The organism is Candidatus Villigracilis sp. (assembly GCF_057083605.1).
This window is the reverse complement of record NZ_JBXMTI010000107.1, coordinates 19,548-36,394: the sequence shown is the minus strand read 5'-3', so window position 1 is coordinate 36,394 and position 16,847 is coordinate 19,548. Positions and strand designations below refer to the sequence as shown.

General features: G+C 48.2%; 14 protein-coding genes. 7 read left to right on the top strand and 7 right to left on the bottom strand.

Annotated features, from left to right (window positions below; all coding sequences use genetic code 11):
- Positions 1 to 75 precede the first annotated feature (75 nt).
- Positions 76 to 1,950: a CHASE2 domain-containing protein gene (locus AC14M5_RS15445; protein WP_484030582.1), complete on the top strand. Its 1,875-nt coding sequence runs from the start codon at positions 76 to 78 to the stop codon at positions 1,948 to 1,950.
- A gap of 136 nt (positions 1,951 to 2,086) precedes the next feature.
- Positions 2,087 to 2,704, top strand: a complete 618-nt coding sequence (locus tag AC14M5_RS15440; protein WP_484030581.1) for a redox-sensing transcriptional repressor Rex — start codon at positions 2,087 to 2,089, stop codon at positions 2,702 to 2,704.
- 279 nt (positions 2,705 to 2,983) lie between these two features.
- On the opposite strand, the gene mreB is transcribed toward AC14M5_RS15440, so the two are convergent.
- From mreB to atpA, 5 genes are all read right to left on the bottom strand, one after another.
- Positions 2,984 to 3,991 carry a rod shape-determining protein MreB gene (gene mreB / locus AC14M5_RS15435; RefSeq protein WP_484030580.1) on the bottom strand — a complete coding sequence of 336 codons (1,008 nt, stop codon included), beginning with the start codon at positions 3,989 to 3,991 and terminating at the stop codon, positions 2,984 to 2,986.
- A gap of 6 nt (positions 3,992 to 3,997) precedes the next feature.
- Positions 3,998 to 4,438, bottom strand: a complete 441-nt coding sequence (gene atpC, locus AC14M5_RS15430; RefSeq protein WP_484030579.1) for an ATP synthase F1 subunit epsilon — start codon at positions 4,436 to 4,438, stop codon at positions 3,998 to 4,000.
- Between the two features lie 89 nt (positions 4,439 to 4,527).
- Positions 4,528 to 5,928, bottom strand: a complete 1,401-nt coding sequence (atpD, locus tag AC14M5_RS15425; RefSeq protein ID WP_484030578.1) for a F0F1 ATP synthase subunit beta — start codon at positions 5,926 to 5,928, stop codon at positions 4,528 to 4,530.
- Between the two features lie 12 nt (positions 5,929 to 5,940).
- Positions 5,941 to 6,834, bottom strand: a complete 894-nt coding sequence (gene atpG / locus AC14M5_RS15420; protein WP_484030577.1) for an ATP synthase F1 subunit gamma — start codon at positions 6,832 to 6,834, stop codon at positions 5,941 to 5,943.
- Between the two features lie 29 nt (positions 6,835 to 6,863).
- Positions 6,864 to 8,528, bottom strand: coding sequence for a F0F1 ATP synthase subunit alpha (atpA, locus tag AC14M5_RS15415; protein WP_484030576.1), 1,665 nt, complete (start codon positions 8,526 to 8,528; stop codon positions 6,864 to 6,866).
- A 257-nt stretch (positions 8,529 to 8,785) separates the two neighbouring features.
- On the opposite strand from atpA, the gene AC14M5_RS15410 reads away from it, so the two are divergent.
- A complete protein-coding gene (locus AC14M5_RS15410) occupies positions 8,786 to 9,928 on the top strand; it encodes a D-alanine--D-alanine ligase family protein (protein WP_484030575.1) in 1,143 nt (380 codons plus the stop codon).
- Positions 9,929 to 10,159: 231 nt separating this feature from the next.
- Here the strand turns inward: AC14M5_RS15410 and AC14M5_RS15405 are convergent, their stop codons facing one another.
- Both AC14M5_RS15405 and AC14M5_RS15400 read right to left on the bottom strand, forming a co-directional pair.
- Positions 10,160 to 10,372: a cold-shock protein gene (locus AC14M5_RS15405; protein WP_484030574.1), complete on the bottom strand. Its 213-nt coding sequence runs from the start codon at positions 10,370 to 10,372 to the stop codon at positions 10,160 to 10,162.
- Between the two features lie 106 nt (positions 10,373 to 10,478).
- Complete coding sequence (locus AC14M5_RS15400; RefSeq protein WP_484030573.1) at positions 10,479 to 11,126, bottom strand: PHP domain-containing protein; 648 nt, start codon at positions 11,124 to 11,126, stop codon at positions 10,479 to 10,481.
- A 253-nt stretch (positions 11,127 to 11,379) separates the two neighbouring features.
- Here AC14M5_RS15400 and AC14M5_RS15395 point away from each other — a divergent pair, with 253 nt between their 5' ends.
- The 4 genes from AC14M5_RS15395 (at position 11,380) to AC14M5_RS15380 (ending at position 16,818) form a co-directional block, all read left to right on the top strand.
- On the top strand, positions 11,380 to 12,945 hold the full coding sequence (locus AC14M5_RS15395) for a hypothetical protein (RefSeq protein WP_484030572.1): 1,566 nt from the start codon (positions 11,380 to 11,382) through the stop codon (positions 12,943 to 12,945).
- Positions 12,946 to 13,133: 188 nt separating this feature from the next.
- Positions 13,134 to 14,813, top strand: a complete 1,680-nt coding sequence (locus tag AC14M5_RS15390) for an SPFH domain-containing protein (protein WP_484030571.1) — start codon at positions 13,134 to 13,136, stop codon at positions 14,811 to 14,813.
- Positions 14,814 to 14,821: 8 nt separating this feature from the next.
- On the top strand, positions 14,822 to 15,856 hold the full coding sequence (locus AC14M5_RS15385; protein ID WP_484030570.1) for a S24 family peptidase: 1,035 nt from the start codon (positions 14,822 to 14,824) through the stop codon (positions 15,854 to 15,856).
- A gap of 143 nt (positions 15,857 to 15,999) precedes the next feature.
- Complete coding sequence (locus AC14M5_RS15380; protein WP_484030569.1) at positions 16,000 to 16,818, top strand: HAD family hydrolase; 819 nt, start codon at positions 16,000 to 16,002, stop codon at positions 16,816 to 16,818.
- Positions 16,819 to 16,847 lie beyond the last annotated feature (29 nt).

Below are 16,847 nucleotides of genomic sequence, written 5' to 3'. Positions count from 1 at the left end.
CATCTCCCGGGAAACCGCCAGTTTTTGTGTTCGTGAGTTCATTACCAATGAGATAATTAAGGCAGCAAAACCACAATGAAAAAAGAGAAAAAGCCATTCAACCTGAAACTCGCATTATTGCTAGGGACATTAATACTCTTACTGCTGATCCAGATCGCGGCACTATTCCCAGGCGTGACAACACCGATCGAACTGGTCGAATACTCCGCACGCGACCTGCTTATGCGCATCCGCGGCGAGGAAACACCATCGGATGATATTGTGATCGTGGCGATTGATGATTTCTCATTCAATTGGACAGGCTATCAATGGCCCTGGCCGCGTTCCTATTTTGCCGAGATCGTGGATCAGATCAACGCAGGCGGTGGGAAAGTAGTGGGCGTGGACGTCCTCCTATTTGAAGATGACAAAGACCCCGCCAACGACCAGAAGTTTGCAGAAGCTCTGGCAAACGCTCCTTCTGCTGTGTCAATCGCACAGATATTTCAAAACAACATAGAAGGATTCACCTATCCAAGCATTCAAGAACCATTGGCTGCTTACCAGGAAGTTCTGGATGGCATGGGCATTACCACAGTGGTACGCGATGAAGATGCCATCGTGCGCGGAGTACAAACCTTTGATCTCTATAATGAAGTACCCTACTATCACTGGGCTTTTGAAATAGCAAGGCTGTACCTCGGTGTTTCGCCTCCTTCCAACGTAACGAGCAACAGTGTGCAATTCAATGGCGTAACCGTGCCATTGCACGGCGGGCAGTTGTTGGTCAACTTTGCAGGGCCTGCTGACACATACACCACCTACTCGGCCTCCAGTGTTGCAATCGGCGATGTTCTTGAACAAAACCCGAATGCATTCCGCGATAAGATCGTGTTGATCGGTGCAACCTCCATTACCCTTCAGGATATTTACCCAACCCCCTTCTCGGCACAAGTCCCCACCTCCGGTGTGGAGATCGTAGCCAGCACAATAGACACATTGATCAATGGCAAATATCTTACGTTAGCCGCGCCCTGGATCGCTCTTCTTATCACCATAGTTGCGGCTGCCCTCGCATACTTGATCTCACTTTCGAAGCGTCCCTCGCTCACCGTCACCTTGCTCATCGTTGGTATGGTGGGTTACGTGATTTTGGCTGGGGTGCTGTTCATGCGCGAAAGATACGTTCTGCCCATAGTGACTCCGCAGATCATGCTCTTTTTAGGAGTCGTCCTGCCTACACTTGAACAGGCTGTATCACAGGAGCTGGAGAAGAGACGCGTCCGCAATTTATTCAGCCGCTTCATCTCACCTGAAATGGTAGACCAGATGATGGCTACGCAGGATTTGAATTCGCTGAACAAACGCTCCGATGTCAGCATCATTTTCTCCGACATTCGCGGTTTTACCACTCTCTCTGAAAAACTTATGCCCGAGGATGTAGTGGCCCTGCTCAACCCATATCTGGAAGCCATGTCCAAGGTGATTTACAAGCATGGCGGCACAGTAGATAAGTACGAAGGCGATGCCATCATTGCTTTCTTTGGTGAACCTGTGCCGTTTAAAGATCATGCTGTCCGCGCATTACGTGCTTCACTGGATATGAGAAAAGCTCTCGAAGACCTTCGAAAACAATGGGCAAATGAGGGAAGACAAAGCCAGATCGAAATGGGAATTGGTGTAAACTCCGGTGAAGTATTCGTAGGGATGGTCGGCTCGGAACAGCGTATCAACTACACAGTGATCGGTGATAATGCCAACCTCGCCTCCCGTTTGCAAGACCTGACGAAAACCTACTCCTGGCCCATTCTCATTAGTGAGAGTACCTATCAAATGGTCAAAAATGAATTTGACGCAGAATTCGCCGACGCAGTGACAGTGAAAGGCAAGACCCAGCCGGTGAACGTATACAAAGTCATCGGGCGGAAGGGCGCACCTACGTCAGAACAAGTGAAGTCCTGGCAGGTGTAGCAGATACCAGCGGAGAAAGAAGCGGCATGTCATCCAATGATGTGCCGTTTTTTTGATTGTGAATTATTTGTGTTGAATTGCACTAAATCAAATTTTATGATACAGTTACAGATAAATTTCACAAAGTCGAGGGCACATGAACGCAGAAAAAATACCAGATATTATCATCGGGCGGCTCCCTGTTTATCTGCGCGCGCTTCAACGTATGGCGGATAATGGTGTCAAGACCACTTCATCCCAGGAACTTGGTGAACACGTGGGTATTTCCGCCGCGCAGATTCGTAAGGATATTTCACAGTTTGGCGAATTTGGAAAACAAGGTACTGGCTACTCGATTGCCTACCTGCTTGATAAGCTTCGCGAAATTCTCAAAGTAGATCGCATTTGGGATGTGGTGCTGGTGGGGGCTGGTGATATGGGGCACGCGCTTGCGAATTATCAGGGCTTCAAAAACCGCGGATTTCGGATTGTGGCGATCTTCGATAATAACAAGGAAAAGATTGGTCAAAAGATTGGCGAGTTTGTCATTCAGGACGCCGACAAAATTGTTGAGGTCATCAAAGGGTCCAACATAAAAGTCGCCATGCTCACCGTCCCCGCGCCTGCCGCACAAGTCGTTGCCGATAAACTGACACAGGCCGGTGTGAGAGCCATACTCAACTACGCCCCCATCAGCTTGAATGTGCCGAATAATGTGAAAGTGCAATACATCGACCCGGCGACGCATCTGCAAAGAATGACCTATTATCTATAAAGGCTGAATAAACTTGACTCGCCCGATTTTTTCGTGGCGAGTTTTTTTATTTGGATTAAGAGCCGCATCACACCACGCCGAAGCCTGCTCCTATTCAACCAGCAGATTCATAGTCTGAATCAGTTGCTAACTAAGCCCTAAAACCAAACAGGTGACTCAACATTGAGTCACCTGTTTGGTAAAACAAAACTTCGTCTGTGTCGTTCTGAGCGAAGCGAAGAATCTCTACGCCAGTCTCAGAGACCCTTCGCTATCGCTCAGGGTGACACTCTTTATGGTTTAAACTTGCGGCAGATTCCTACGGATCACATTCAACATGCCAAAGCTTTTCGCAGCGCCTTGCACAACACAAGTCAGTGGGTTATCGACCAAATACGCAGGAATACCCAGGGACTTGGTCAGCAATTTGTCTACGCCGCGTAACAAAGCACCGCCGCCGCACAAGGCAACGCCGCGATCAATAATATCCGAGACCAATTCAGGCGGGGTTTTTTCCAATACCTTGCGGCCTATTTCCACGATCTGCCTCAAGGGCTCCTGCAAAGCTTCCACAATTTCGCCAGTTGTCAAAGTAACAGGGCGAGGCAAGCCAGTGACTTGATCCTGTCCCTGCACTTCCATACTGTTTTCAATATCCTGTGGGACCGCTGCACCGATACGTATCTTAAGTTGTTCGGCTGTCACCTGCCCGATGATCACACCATATTTACGGCGCACATAATTGACAATGGCCTCATCCAGATCCATGCCGCCTGCCCGCAAGGTATCTGCGGCGACAATACCGTACATAGCCATCACTGCGGCTTCGGTGCATCCACCGCCCAAACAGATGATCATATTTCCAGATGGGGAGTTGATGGGAAGATCAATACCAATCGCAGCTGCCAACGGCTGTTGGATCAAGAAAGCCTCGCGGCTACCCGCTTCCATGACTGCTTCATAAACCGCGCGACGTTCCACACTAGTCACCCCATAAGGGACAGAGATCATCACGCGCGGACGGAAGATGCGCATGGAACCGCTGACACGTTGCAACAAATACGCAAGCAGGGTTTCTGTAATTTCATAGTCGGCGATTACGCCATGCCTGAGCGGACGCGCCACTTCTATGTTTTCAGGAACTTTACCGTACATGTCTCGTGCTTCAAGACCGGCCGCAACCATCTTCTGGTCATCCACCTCGATGGCAACAATCGTCGGCTCCTCCAACAGCACCTGAGCACTGTCAGCAAGACGGGTAAACATGGTGCCCAAGTCTACGCCCAGGTCTTTTGAGAATAATGCCACGTGTATCTAGTTCTCCGTGGATGGAATACGCGCCTGGCCTCTGCGATATCGTTGAACAACATCGAGGCGCAAGTTCGCACGGCGTAGCGCGGCTTCCATAATAAGGTAGCGATCTGGGTCTGCAGATACGCCTTTGGCAAGGTATTCTTCCGCACGCTTTTTCGCGGCTTCGGCACGAACCACGTCAATTTCCTGAATGTTCTCAGCCCGGTCCGCGAGGATAGTGACAATATCGGGCTGCACTTCTGCCACACCGCCAGCTACGGTAAACAACTCTTCCTTTCCGCCTTTGCGGATCTTAATCACTCCATATTTCAAGGTGGTGAGAACAGGTGCATGTTTGGGTAAAACGCCCATTTCACCTGCTGCACCGGGAAGCACAACAATGTCCACATCTCCTGTGAATACAGTGCGATCCTGGGAAACAATTTCACATCGAATGGTCATGGTTATTTCCATGTCATTGCGAGCCGTTTTTTGGCGAAGCAATCTCCACGATTAGCGGGTTGCTTCCCGAAGGGCTCGCAATGACGATATTACGCCTTCGCTAATTTTTCCGCGCGTTCGCGCACGTCGTCAATGGTACCAGCCATCATGAAGGCCTGTTCAGGAAGGTCATCGCATTTGCCATCAAGGATCTCGCGGAAGCCATGGACAGTATCCTTGAGAGGCACGTACTTGCCTGCAATACCCGTGAAGCGTTCAGCCACATAGAATGGCTGTGAGAAGAAGCGCTCGATCTTGCGGGCGCGGGACACAATGAGTTTATCATCTTCGGAGAGTTCATCAATACCGAGAATGGCGATGATGTCCTGCAAATCCTTGTAACGCTGGAGGACACGCTGAACTTCACGAGCTGTTCGGTAGTGCTCCTCTCCAACGATATTAGGATCAAGAATTCGGGAGGTTGAACCGAGCGGGTCCACGGCGGGGTAAATACCCTTTTCCACGATGGAGCGTTCGAGAGCAATGGTCGCATCCAGATGTGTAAACGTCGCCACAGGAGCAGGATCGGAGTAATCATCTGCGGGCACATAAACAGCCTGCATGGATGTGATCGAGCCAGTGCGGGTGGAGGTAATGCGTTCCTGTAACTCACCCATTTCAGTGGCGAGAGTTGGCTGATAACCCACCGCGGAAGGCATACGACCAAGCAGAGCGGACACTTCGGAGCCAGACATGGAGAAGCGGAAAATGTTATCAATGAAGAGCAGCACATCCTTGCCCTGATCGCGGAAATATTCAGCCATCGAAAGGGCGGTCAGAGCAACGCGTAAGCGCACGCCGGAAGGTTCATTCATCTGACCATACACCATGACGGTATCTTTCATAACGCCTGATTCGAGCATTTCGCGGTATAGGCCCGTACCTTCACGAGTACGTTCACCCACGCCAGCGAAAACGGAATTACCTTCGTGTTCGGTAGCCACAGAACGAATGAGTTCCATGATGATAACGGTCTTGCCAGTTCCAGCGCCACCGAAGATGCCTGTCTTACCGCCTTTGGTAAACGGAGCAATCAGGTCAATAACTTTTACACCGGTTTCAAAAATTTCAACACGCGTCGATTGTTCAGAAAAATCGGGAGCCAGGCGGTGAATGGGATAACGAGTTGCAGCAGCAACTTCACCCTTTTCATCGATTGCGTTGCCAAGCACATTGAAGATGCGTCCGAGCGTAGCTGGTCCCACTGGAACCATGATCGGGGCACCGGTTGCGAAAGCGGGAACACCGCGTTGAAGGCCATCGGTTGAGTCCATGGATACGGTGCGAACCCAATTACCGCCCAGGTGTTTTTGAACTTCAAGTATCAACACACTTTGCCCAGGACGTTCCACTTCAATCGCTTCGAACAACCCAGGGATATCACCCTCGGGGAATTCAACATCAACCACACCACCTAAGATTTGTACAACACGGCCAGTTGCTTTTGCCATGATTTCCTCCAGTTATTTCGCGGCCAGCGCTTCTGCGCCGCCCACAATGTCTAAGATATCGTTCGTAATGCCTTGCTGACGAACTTTGTTGTAAGCCAATTGCAGCGCGCCGACCAATTCCTTCGCGTTGTCTGTCGCATTGCGCATCGCGATCATGCGCGCGGCATGTTCGCTGGCTTGTGATTCAAGAATTGCCTGATACACCTGCAATGCAGTAAAGCGCGGGATGATCTCATCCAGAATTTCACGCTGGTCTGGTTCATATTCATATGCCGCAGACGGCCCAGTTGTGGATTTGTGTTCATAATCTTCCACACGGCCTTCCCCACCAAGCTCAAGCGGAAGGAGCTTCTTTACTGTAGCGATCTGACGGGCCATGTTGACAAAGTCTGTGTAAACGAGATAGACCTCATCCACTTCACCATTTTTGAACGCATCCACAGCCAAACGACCAATTGCGGAAACATCCATAAATGTGGGCGCTGCGGGAAGATTACTGAATTCCGCGATCACTTCCTTGCGGCGGCGGATGAGCAGGTCACGCCCTTTTCGGCCGACCGCAATATATTTAACGGGAACAGGATTCGGGTCAAAGCGTTGAGCCGTAAAACGGATCACATTGGAATTGTAGGCGCCGGCCAGTCCACGGTCACCGGTAATGACCAGAACCAATGTATTATTAACAGATGCACGCCTCGCAAGCAATGGATGTAGGCTTTCACGGCCCGGTTGTTCGGCAACGTGTTTTAAAACCTGCCACGCCTTTGTTGCATAGGAGCGGGTCGCAGTGACCGCGTTGATCGCCTTGCGGACCTTGCTGGCACTGACTGTTTCCAAAGCACGCGTGACCTGCGATATGTTTTTTACGCTCTTGATTCGGAGTCGCATTTCACGAGCGGAAGCCATAAGATTAGTCCTCTATTCCTTGGTTCGTCTTAGGCTTGCCAACCCGCGCGGAAAGCGTCGAGGGCTTTTGTGAGAGCGATGCGGTTATCGTCGGAAATTACCCGCTTTGCGACGATATCTTTTCTAACCTCAGGATGTGAAGAAGCCATATAACGGATGAGATCTGCCTGCCACTGCGCCATCTTTTCAAGCGGCACATTATCGGCAAAACCGTTTGTGCCCGCGTAAATAACAATGACTTGATCCTCAAGTTCCATGGGCCGATATTGTGGCTGTTTGAGAATTTCCTGCATACGCTGGCCGCGGCTCAACTGCTGCTGTGTGGATTTGTCGAGATCGGAGGCCATCAAAGCGAAGGCCGCCAATTCGCGGTACGCCGCCATGTCGAGGCGCAAGCGGCCAGCGACCTGTTTCATGGCCTTGGTCTGCGCATCACCACCTACCCGGGAAACGGAGATACCCACGTTCACCGCAGGACGAATGCCCGCATTGAAAAGGTTGGATTCAAGGTAGATCTGACCGTCTGTAATTGAAATTACGTTCGTGGGGATATATGCCGAGACATCGCCGAGCAAGGTCTCAATGATTGGCAAAGCAGTGAGTGAACCGCCCGTACCCTTTACCTTGATGATCTTGTAGTTTTGATCATCCTTCATCTTCTTGCGGGCTTCTTCCGCTTCATCTTTGGAAACGGGGCCCGTATAAACTTTTCCATCCACGCCATCTTTTTCGGAAGCCATGGCTTCTTTGAAATCATTCTTCACGATGACGTACTTGTTCGCGAGGCGGGCGGCGCGTTCAAGCAAACGGGAGTGAAGGTAGAACACATCACCAGGATACGCTTCACGTCCGGGCGGGCGGCGCAGAAGCAGGGAAACCTGACGATATGCCCACGCATGTTTGGAAAGATCGTCGTAGATCACCAAAGCATCGCGGCCCGTCTCCATGAACTCTTCGCCGATGGCACAAGCTGAGTATGGAGCGATATATTGAAGGGCTGCTGATTCATCAGCAGCGGCTACAACCACGATTGTATTATCCATAACCCCAGCGCGTTCGAGAATACCAACTGTACGCGCAACTGCGGCCTTCTTCTGACCGATGGCTACATAAATACAGATCAAATCCTTGCCTTTTTGATTGATGATCGCATCGATTGCGATGGCAGTTTTCCCAGTCTGGCGGTCACCGATGATCAATTGACGCTGACCGCGTCCCACCGGGATCATCGAGTCAATCGACTTGATACCGGTCTGCACCGGAGTGTCCACGTCCTGGCGTTGAACCACACCTGGAGCAATGCGCTCAATTGGGCGGAACCCTGTAGTCGCAATCGGGCCCTTGCCGTCAATCGGCTCGCCCAAAGAGTTGACCACGCGTCCGACCATTGCATCCCCTACCGGCACGGAAGCGATGCGCCCCGTCCCGCGAACGGTCATGCCTTCGATGATGCCGTCGTATGCGCCCATCACGATCACGCCCACACTGTCTTTTTCAAGGTTGAACGCCGTGCCCATCACGCCATTCGAGAACTGCACAAGTTCCTGCGCTCTAACGTTCGCAAGGCCATGCACACGGGCAATCCCGTCACCCGATTCAACTACAACACCAATATCGCTGATGTTGAGTTCAGGCTCAAAGCCTTCAATTTGTTTCTGCAAATCACTTGTGATCTGCTTGATCAAGTCTGACATTACCTAGCCTCCACCAAAATTCGTATTACGTACAAGAACCCGGATAAGGGGCTTATCCGGGTATATTTGTTGTTTTCCGCCTGCAAATCTCTTAATCTTGCCTTAGTGAGCGAGAGCACAAGCGAGCCAATGATACCTGAAAGGCTAATGATTGTCTAGTTACAAACATCTTTTACCTTAAGAAATCCTGCATATACTTCTCATCTGCGCTATGATTGCAATACGAAATGCAAATTCCTTCATCTTAAGGAGCAAAGATGCCCGAGCCGCTAAACCGTGTGGAAGAAAAGACACCGCAACGCCAAATGAAACGATACTGGAAAATAGCAGTCCTCGCCAATATAAAAGATGATAACCATGCCAAGCCTGAAGGCGTCCCGCCTGATGCTTTCGCCGATTATGACCACATCGAGACGATAGATTCGATTCGCGCCGCGCTCGAAACTGATGGCCATACAACCACATTTATCCAAGCTGACAGGGACCTACCCTACGCGCTGCGCGAAGAAAAGCCAGACATTTGCTTCAATATCGCCGAAGGCCTCGGCGGTGACGCTCGCGAAGCGCAAGTGCCTGCCCTGCTCGAAATGCTTGGCATCCCCTACACAGGCTCCCGCGTTTTAACGAATGGCATTTCCCTTGATAAAACCCTCACCAAACGCATCTGGCGGGATCGCCGCCTGCCCGTTGCCCCCTTTCAGGAATTCAATATCGGTGATGAACCTCTCCGCCCCGAATTGAAATTCCCGCTCTTCGTAAAGCCAGCGCGCGAAGGCACCGGCATGGGCGTGGATATGAAGGCCATCGTCAATAACGAAAAAGAACTCCGTGAACGCACCCAATACATCATCAATAGTTATCAACAACCTGCGCTGGTTGAAACTTTTTTACCCGGACGTGAATTCACAGTTGGCATATTGGGCCGTTCCGACTCAAAACTATTTTCACGCCACCCGGAATGGTACGAGAAAGATGGTTTTCATCGCTTCCCCGTTCTTGAGCTGGATACCAGTCGCTCTGTTACACCCTGGGTATATAGCAATGAAGCAAAATCAAAAGATGTCGGCGCAGATGGTGCGCCCGGATATTTTTGCCCTGCGGAGATCGAACCCGAACTTGAAAAGAAATTAAAATATTTCGCTGTGCGTGCGCATCAAATCCTTAATGCGCTGGATTTCTCCCGCACAGACATTCGGCTCGATGAAGAAGGCAATCCGCGCTTAATCGAGATCAACACCCTGCCCGGCCTCACCCCGGACTATAGCGATCTCTGCCTGCAAGCCAAAGCCGAAGACATTCGCTATGAAGATTTAGTGCTCGATATTTTATATCTCGGCGCAAGCCGCTGGGGAATGTTAGAGCCGCGAGAATCCGTCCCTGAAACTCCCAAGAAGAAATAAAGCATTAAATAACGTCAATAATGGATAAGGAGGCGTGTCATGCTGAGTGCCGCTTCTCAGGCGCGAAGCATCTCGTAACCTACTTCTGAGATCCTTCAGTCGCTGAAAAGCGCTCCTTCAGGGTGACACAACGGCCTGCTTTTTTTTATCCATAATTCACGTTAAATAAAAACAGGGTTATCTCACGACAACCCTGTTTATTTCGCAAAACCTTAGCCGTCAGGCTCAGTCTTACGAGAGTGGAACGACATTGGCGGCTTGCAGACCTTTGGGGCCGTCTTCCACAGAAAACTCAACCTTCTGTTCAGCCTCCAACTTGCGATAGCCATCGCTCTGAATGGCAGTAAAGTGGACGAACACATCCTCACCACCTTCGCGTCCAATAAAGCCATAGCCTTTGGTCGCATTGAACCACTTGACGGTTCCAACATAACGCTCAGACATCTTTCACAACTCCTGCTGAGAAAAAATTTATACCCGTCCACCTTCTACGCTTTCAAAGGCGATCCGGGCACACTGCACGCAAGATTATCATGGCTAAAACTACATGTCAAGATTTTTTCTTGACCATGGATGCATATCTGGAAGTCAGATGGAACCACCAGGGCGACCACTTCACCTTAAACCTTGCCTGACGAATTACCTTTCGCATACCATTCGCGCCTTCAAATTGATCCAGCAACATAAGCGACCTCCCCACCTCGAAAGCCGCGTGCGCATCCGAGCCGACAGTGCCAGCCAGATTATGTCTCGCCGCAAACTCCTGCGCTCTACGATTAAATCGCGGAAGCATACAACGCGAGTTATATACTTCGATTGCATCTACCAATGGGGCGATCTCAAGGAGATCATGTTCCTTCCATCCTCCCGCACGGATTTCATCAAACGGATGAGACACACTGATGAATGCCCCCTGCTCTTTCAATAGTGAGATAGTCTTCTCAGGCGTAAGGTTGGGGGGGATTTCCTCCTGCACAAACGCCGCAAGAATTTCCCCTTTCGTCGTCATGATCTCTTCACCTACAATTACCAATTCAGAATCAATCGCCTGCGCCTCCAAAGCCCCGACAATCGAGTTATGGTCGGTGACCACAAGTATGTCAAGTCCCTTACGCCGCGCGGCCTTAACCAGATCCGCAGGGTGGGCGAGAGAGTCTTTTGAGGTGTTGGTATGGCAGTGGAATTCCAGTTTCATCATGACATTTGTTCTTGACAAGGTGATATGCGACAGTATATACTGAAATTTGTCATGGTGCTGTAATTTTTGGGTAAAATGTGCCCATGCAAAAAGGTGGTCAGAATTATTAACTTGTACATACTATTCAAAAACTGCCTAACTGGGATACACCCTAAAGCTAAAATTTCAGCAAAAAAATATCCGATTTAGTCATATACAATGTAAAACTTGACAAAGAGCTAGGGAGATCTTTGATTTGAGTATTCTTGGAGTAATGGACTGGATTGCAATAGTCAAGAATACGTTGGCAACAGCCAACGCGGTTTTAGATTTAATATTCCCCTGGATAGTGCTAACCATATTCATTGGATATGATGTTTACTATTACAATAGGAATAAGAAAAAACGCGATGTTATTTCTCAAGAAATCATTTGGATTTTAGCGGAAGCATTACTAATTGGAATATTTTGGTTTTTGCCCATTTTACTATTCAGATTTACCGGGTTTACACCGGTACAGGCAATACTCAGGTGGGTAATCTTTATTCTGATCGGCCTGGGCATTGCATATGTATATGGATATGAATATGGCGAAAAACGATGGCTCCATTCTGTAACGAGACATCTTGCAGCGATTTTCTTTGGCTGGGTTATTAATCGCTGGGTCGGTGTTTTATTCATTTCCCTTCCATTGATTCTAACGTATTACTCGGCGCTCTATATTTTGGCAATGGTCACCCTGCCGACTTCCAACCCGGAAGATACAACTGAAAGATGGAAGCGGTTTCTTGTTCTGGTGTCTTATACATGGGGATGCCAATTCCCAATACTTGTGGTTTCAGATCATGCTTGGAAAAAAGTGGAAACACGGATCAAGGGTGATTTCGCACGCGACCTTCCAGTCCCAGGGCTTATTTGGACAAAATCACATCATGTAGTTGGAATCACGGGTGGGACCCAATTCAATCGTGTGGCCGGTCCCGGCGTGATATTTACGGGGAAACTCGAACAGCCCCTCCAGATCATTGATCTACGCTTACAGCTCCGTACTAATGAAATTGACGTGGTCAGCAAGGATGGGATCAAATTCATCGTACGCGTATTTACAGGATTCCGTATGGACCCTGAATCCTGGGATAATAAAACTTACGCTCAATTGCGTGCTATAAATCCCATTTTACAAGACGCTAATATACCAAGTTATACAACGGGAAGTTTTCCGTTCTCACACCGTCGTATTCAGGCGGCGCTCAGCACGACAAGCGCCAAAACAATTGGTTCTGATAATGTCACAATACCATGGGATCAATGGGCCTTGAACATTGTCGACGAAGAGACGCGTAAAGTGGTTTCACAAAAAATGTTAGATGAATTTTGGCGTCCGACAGACGATAAAAAGGGGGCTAACGCCATGAACGATATTGCCCAAGAAGTAAAGGATCGCGCTGCATTAACTTTACATTCAAAAGGTATCTTATTGGTGGTAGCGCGTGTCGTTAATTTTAGATTCCCGCCCAACGGAAAGGACAAAATGGACGAAATCTCAAAACAACAAATAGCCGCGTGGGGTTCCGAGTGGAAACACAAACGAAACCAAAAACTGGCGGACGCCGAAGCAGGTGCAGAACGAGACCAACAGGAAGCGCGTGCATACGCCGAATCTCAGTTACTAAACTCTATTGCAGAAGCGCTACAAAAAACACATGATATGCATCCCCAATTATCCAAACACGTGATCGCAATGCGATACTTGAACGCTCTTCAAGATTACGCACACAAGAACACCCCCGAAGAAGAGGAAAAAATCAAGGAACTACACGATTCCTGGCGAGACCAATAGTAATCATTGGGCTGACAAAGGTAAGCAAATAAATGGATGCGAAATTTCCCTTCTTGAAAGACCCCGAAAAATGGCAGGCGGCGTACACAGCCGATAACGCCTATTACGACGCAGGTGCAATTTCACCCATCGCATCGCTTGTCGGCACGACATCATTGATCATAGCTCTGTTATACAGCATCATTTTCTTGTTCGCGATACTTCCTTTAAACCAGCACTTGTTTAATCTTGACCCTGGATTTACCAAGGCACTGGATGCGGGGAAGGTAACCGAAACCCTTCATGAAGCGTTTCAAGGCCAGGGTTGGATTCTGACCGAGAAGGCGGCAATAACAACGCAACAAGCTGGCAGCGAGTGGACGATTCAGGATGAAAATATGCAATACATTATCCGAAAGAAGCGAGAAACGCTGAATGTGTATGAAAGGCAAAATGGGGTCATGTTCTTGTTAAGCAAACTCTATATTAAGCAGTATCTGTTCAGCCTTGACCCCGTGTTTGCTGAGATGCTGAATGTAAGTCAGGTGTCCGTTCCAATTCGTGAAGCATTCCAAATCAAAAGCAAGCTACTGACCGCCGACGCCACCATTATAGTAGAACAGGCCGGCAGTAAATGGGTGATTCGGGATGCAAATAAGCAATATCTCATCCGGTATGAACGGCAAACGTTGAAGGTATACGCAAAGCAGGATTGGCCCATTGCTTTTGGAGTAATGGTAATCACAGCCGTACTGGTATATGTGGCAGTCAAACGGGTTAAGAAAATTGCGTTTCGCCACGCAAAGGAATTCTTTTGGGAATTTTATATTCCTCCAGCGAGTGTTATCCCCGCCGACGTCATTGATTACCGTGTCAGCAGCCGGATCAAGCTCCCAATGCCTTTTAGTGAGTGGTTTCCTTCCATTTCCCAGTTTAGGTACATCCTGGTTCAAAATGGCGAATTCCTCAAAAAAGACGACTGGCCCGCATGGCTGGCACGTAATATTGGCGGACCTATCCTCTTAATCGTATTCGACGGCTCCGCCCTTTACATCGAGCGCGGAAATCGTTTTTCGCGCGTTGTCGGACCTGGTGTTTCTTTCCTAGAACGGTACGAGACGATTAAATATGCTGTGGATTTACGCACAAAGTCCAAAACAGGGGATATTTCCGTATGGACAAAAGATGGGATTATTGTTGGCCTTACAATTTGCATAGAATACCGTGTCGGAGATCCACAAAAAATAAGCACCAAGCCCCAATTGATTTATCCCTATGATCCCGAAGCGGTTAAAAAAGCCATCGAGCGGTACGCGGTACGCTGGTCAGTTCCAACAGAAGAACCTAGTGAGTTCACTTGGGAGGATGCCATCTGGGGGCAGATTTCCGGCGTTGTTCCCGGTTACATTGGCAGCAGGTTCCTGGACGACCTCCTCGTTGCCGATCGTAATAGCGGGCAAATTTTATCGCCAGATGCCACTAACGAAATATTCAACGCGCTCAACAATGCGGCAAACGCTTTTGGCGTGTATGTCACAGATTTTCAAATACTCTCCATAAAAATCCCCCAGGAAGTGGGAGATTATTATGTTAAATATTGGGAAGCGGAAAAACAAAGCCTGACCACGATCATGGATGGCAAGGCAAAAGCGTTTGGCATCCGCGCCCATGAGAAAGTCAGGGCCGACGCCCAGCACGACCTCATTTTGGCGATTGCAGACGGCTTGAGAAAGAACAACAGCGGGCGGCTTACGGAGGCATTGCTGTTATCTCTTTCAGAAATTTTAGACCATGGCCTAAGCGACCCGTATATGCGAAGTTACACAGCAAGAGAAACTCTTGAAACACTTGAGAAACTGCAAGACCTGCTTGAAAAACCTCAAATATAAGGGCAATTATGACACCTATTCCCAAAATATTAACCGGCTTGCTTGAAATCGAAGATCCAATTATGGAAAAAATAAGGATTTCAATATTAAAGTCTTTTGACAATACGGAAAATATGAGCCTCATAATGTTACGGCAATGCGAAAACCGCGAGCAGACCCATTGTTACTCATGCAACAAGGAGGGAATTTGTTTGTTTCTAAATGGTGTTTTACATTTTAAGTTGGGGGAAAACGAAACCGCGATCATGGAACTCGAAGCCGCAAGCCAGCATTTTCGCAGCCAGGGCGAAACCTGGAACGACATCATTGGGCGGGCCATGCTTGGCAGCACCTATGAAGAGGGCGGAAAAGATCATCTCGCCCTCCGCGAATACGAAAAAGCCCTGGAGACGCTTACAAAAGACTATATACGGCTTCATCCAACGGAATATATAGAAAAAGCTTTAATTCTCAAAAACTTATTACATGACCAATTGGAAGGTTGTTCTAAACAAAAGAAAAAAGCACAGCCTCCCAAATCTGTCAAAAACAACACGCGTCTTACCATGCCTTGGATGCCAAAATACAGCGGGGTATACGCCAATCCAAAAGGTCCAACCTGGAGCGAATCTTTCCTGAAAGAAGATGGCGTTTTTATAGACGAAATCATCATGGACGATAAACCTCATCATATTTATTCGCTAAAGCAAGGTGATCATTTGATTACCCTGATAGAGGGAAAGAAATATGGCTGGGCAAAAGTTTCAGGCCACAGTATGAACGCCTCAAAACCTGTAGCGATCATAGAGAATGATTTTGTCTTGTACTACGAAAGCAACGACGCCAGCCATGGCGCTATTGTCGTCGCTAATTGCCCGGACAATTCCGGCTCAGGTTATCAATTTATTGTGAAGCGCTACTCAAAATCCGATCATTTGTTAATTTCAGAAACCGAACCGCCCGGTTTGTACGGACCGCTACCAATCAACAGAAATGTTAATATTGTCGGCATAGTAATTGCGGTCGCAAAATTTGAAGGACAGCCAGGGAATCAAGGCGAATAAAAAAGGTTATGAAAGAATCTGAACATGATAGATTTGCCACAAGTATGTGCTTGACTCGGCTAAATTTTGTGGAAAAAGTGTGTGATATTAAATTCCCGACCGATGGTAAAAATAGTTAATTCTGTCGTCGGGAGAAAACCAAAATGTCATTACCTCAAGCTGTTTTTTTTGACCTGGGTGATACAGTTGTACGTATTAAGTTAGAAATTGTGAACAAAATATGCCTGACACTAGGCCAGATAAGGCAGAAACCGCTCGGAATAGTTGAATACTTAGAGGCATTTCGGGCTGAATGGAACCGACGCCAGAAACCTTCAGACAAGGACAATATTAAAAGGATAGTCAAGCCGAATGACGAGATTAGATATTGGAATGATTTCTTTACCTCTTTGCTGACCATTCTTGAAATCACTTCAGACAAAGAAAGATCAGCAAAAATTCTGGCAAAAATTTACTCGGACGCTCGATCTTTTGATTGTTTTGAGGATGTGCACGAAGTCTTGGCTGAATTTAAAGCTGCAGGTCTGAAATTAGGAGTTATTTCGAATGCATTCCCGTCCGCAAACAAAATCATTAACCGGCTTGGGCTAGGGCAGTATTTTGATTTTATATTGCTGTCCTATGAATTCGAGTATATAAAACCCGAACCCGAAATTTATCGGCTCGCGGTGGAGAAATTAGACGTCGAGATCAATAAAAGTATTTTCGTTGATGATCGTTGGTCATTCGTCAAGGCCGCCATAGAACTTGGAATGGACGCCTACTTGATTGAACGCATCACACCCCTCAATAAAGATGTTCAGACGAAATCGCTGATTCCGCGAATTTCAGATTTGTTTGAATTAAGAAACAAGATTTTTGGAAACAATGAACGGTCAGAGCAAAGCCCTTTTCCATCTGAAATCAAGAAAGAGTCTCATCATTACGAGGATGGAAGCGCTTTTATGCGCCTGATGGCTTGAGGGCAACCCAATATGTCACTGTCGGGAGG

Excerpts from the sequence above, each read along its gene's own strand:
- AC14M5_RS15380 (WP_484030569.1), top strand. The coding sequence starts at position 16,000 with ATGTCATTACCTCAAGCTGTTTTTTTTGACCTGGGTGATACAGTTGTA.
- AC14M5_RS15400 (WP_484030573.1), bottom strand. The coding sequence starts at position 11,126 with ATGATGAAACTGGAATTCCACTGCCATACCAACACCTCAAAAGACTCT.
- atpD (WP_484030578.1), bottom strand. The coding sequence starts at position 5,928 with ATGGCAAAAGCAACTGGCCGTGTTGTACAAATCTTAGGTGGTGTGGTT.
- AC14M5_RS15440 (WP_484030581.1), top strand. The coding sequence starts at position 2,087 with ATGAACGCAGAAAAAATACCAGATATTATCATCGGGCGGCTCCCTGTT.
- atpA (WP_484030576.1), bottom strand. The coding sequence starts at position 8,528 with ATGTCAGACTTGATCAAGCAGATCACAAGTGATTTGCAGAAACAAATT.
- atpC (WP_484030579.1), bottom strand. The coding sequence starts at position 4,438 with ATGACCATTCGATGTGAAATTGTTTCCCAGGATCGCACTGTATTCACA.
- atpG (WP_484030577.1), bottom strand. The coding sequence starts at position 6,834 with ATGGCTTCCGCTCGTGAAATGCGACTCCGAATCAAGAGCGTAAAAAAC.
- AC14M5_RS15405 (WP_484030574.1), bottom strand. The coding sequence starts at position 10,372 with ATGTCTGAGCGTTATGTTGGAACCGTCAAGTGGTTCAATGCGACCAAA.
- AC14M5_RS15385 (WP_484030570.1), top strand. The coding sequence starts at position 14,822 with ATGACACCTATTCCCAAAATATTAACCGGCTTGCTTGAAATCGAAGAT.
- AC14M5_RS15410 (WP_484030575.1), top strand. The coding sequence starts at position 8,786 with ATGCCCGAGCCGCTAAACCGTGTGGAAGAAAAGACACCGCAACGCCAA.
- AC14M5_RS15395 (WP_484030572.1), top strand. The coding sequence starts at position 11,380 with ATGGACTGGATTGCAATAGTCAAGAATACGTTGGCAACAGCCAACGCG.
- AC14M5_RS15445 (WP_484030582.1), top strand. The coding sequence starts at position 76 with ATGAAAAAAGAGAAAAAGCCATTCAACCTGAAACTCGCATTATTGCTA.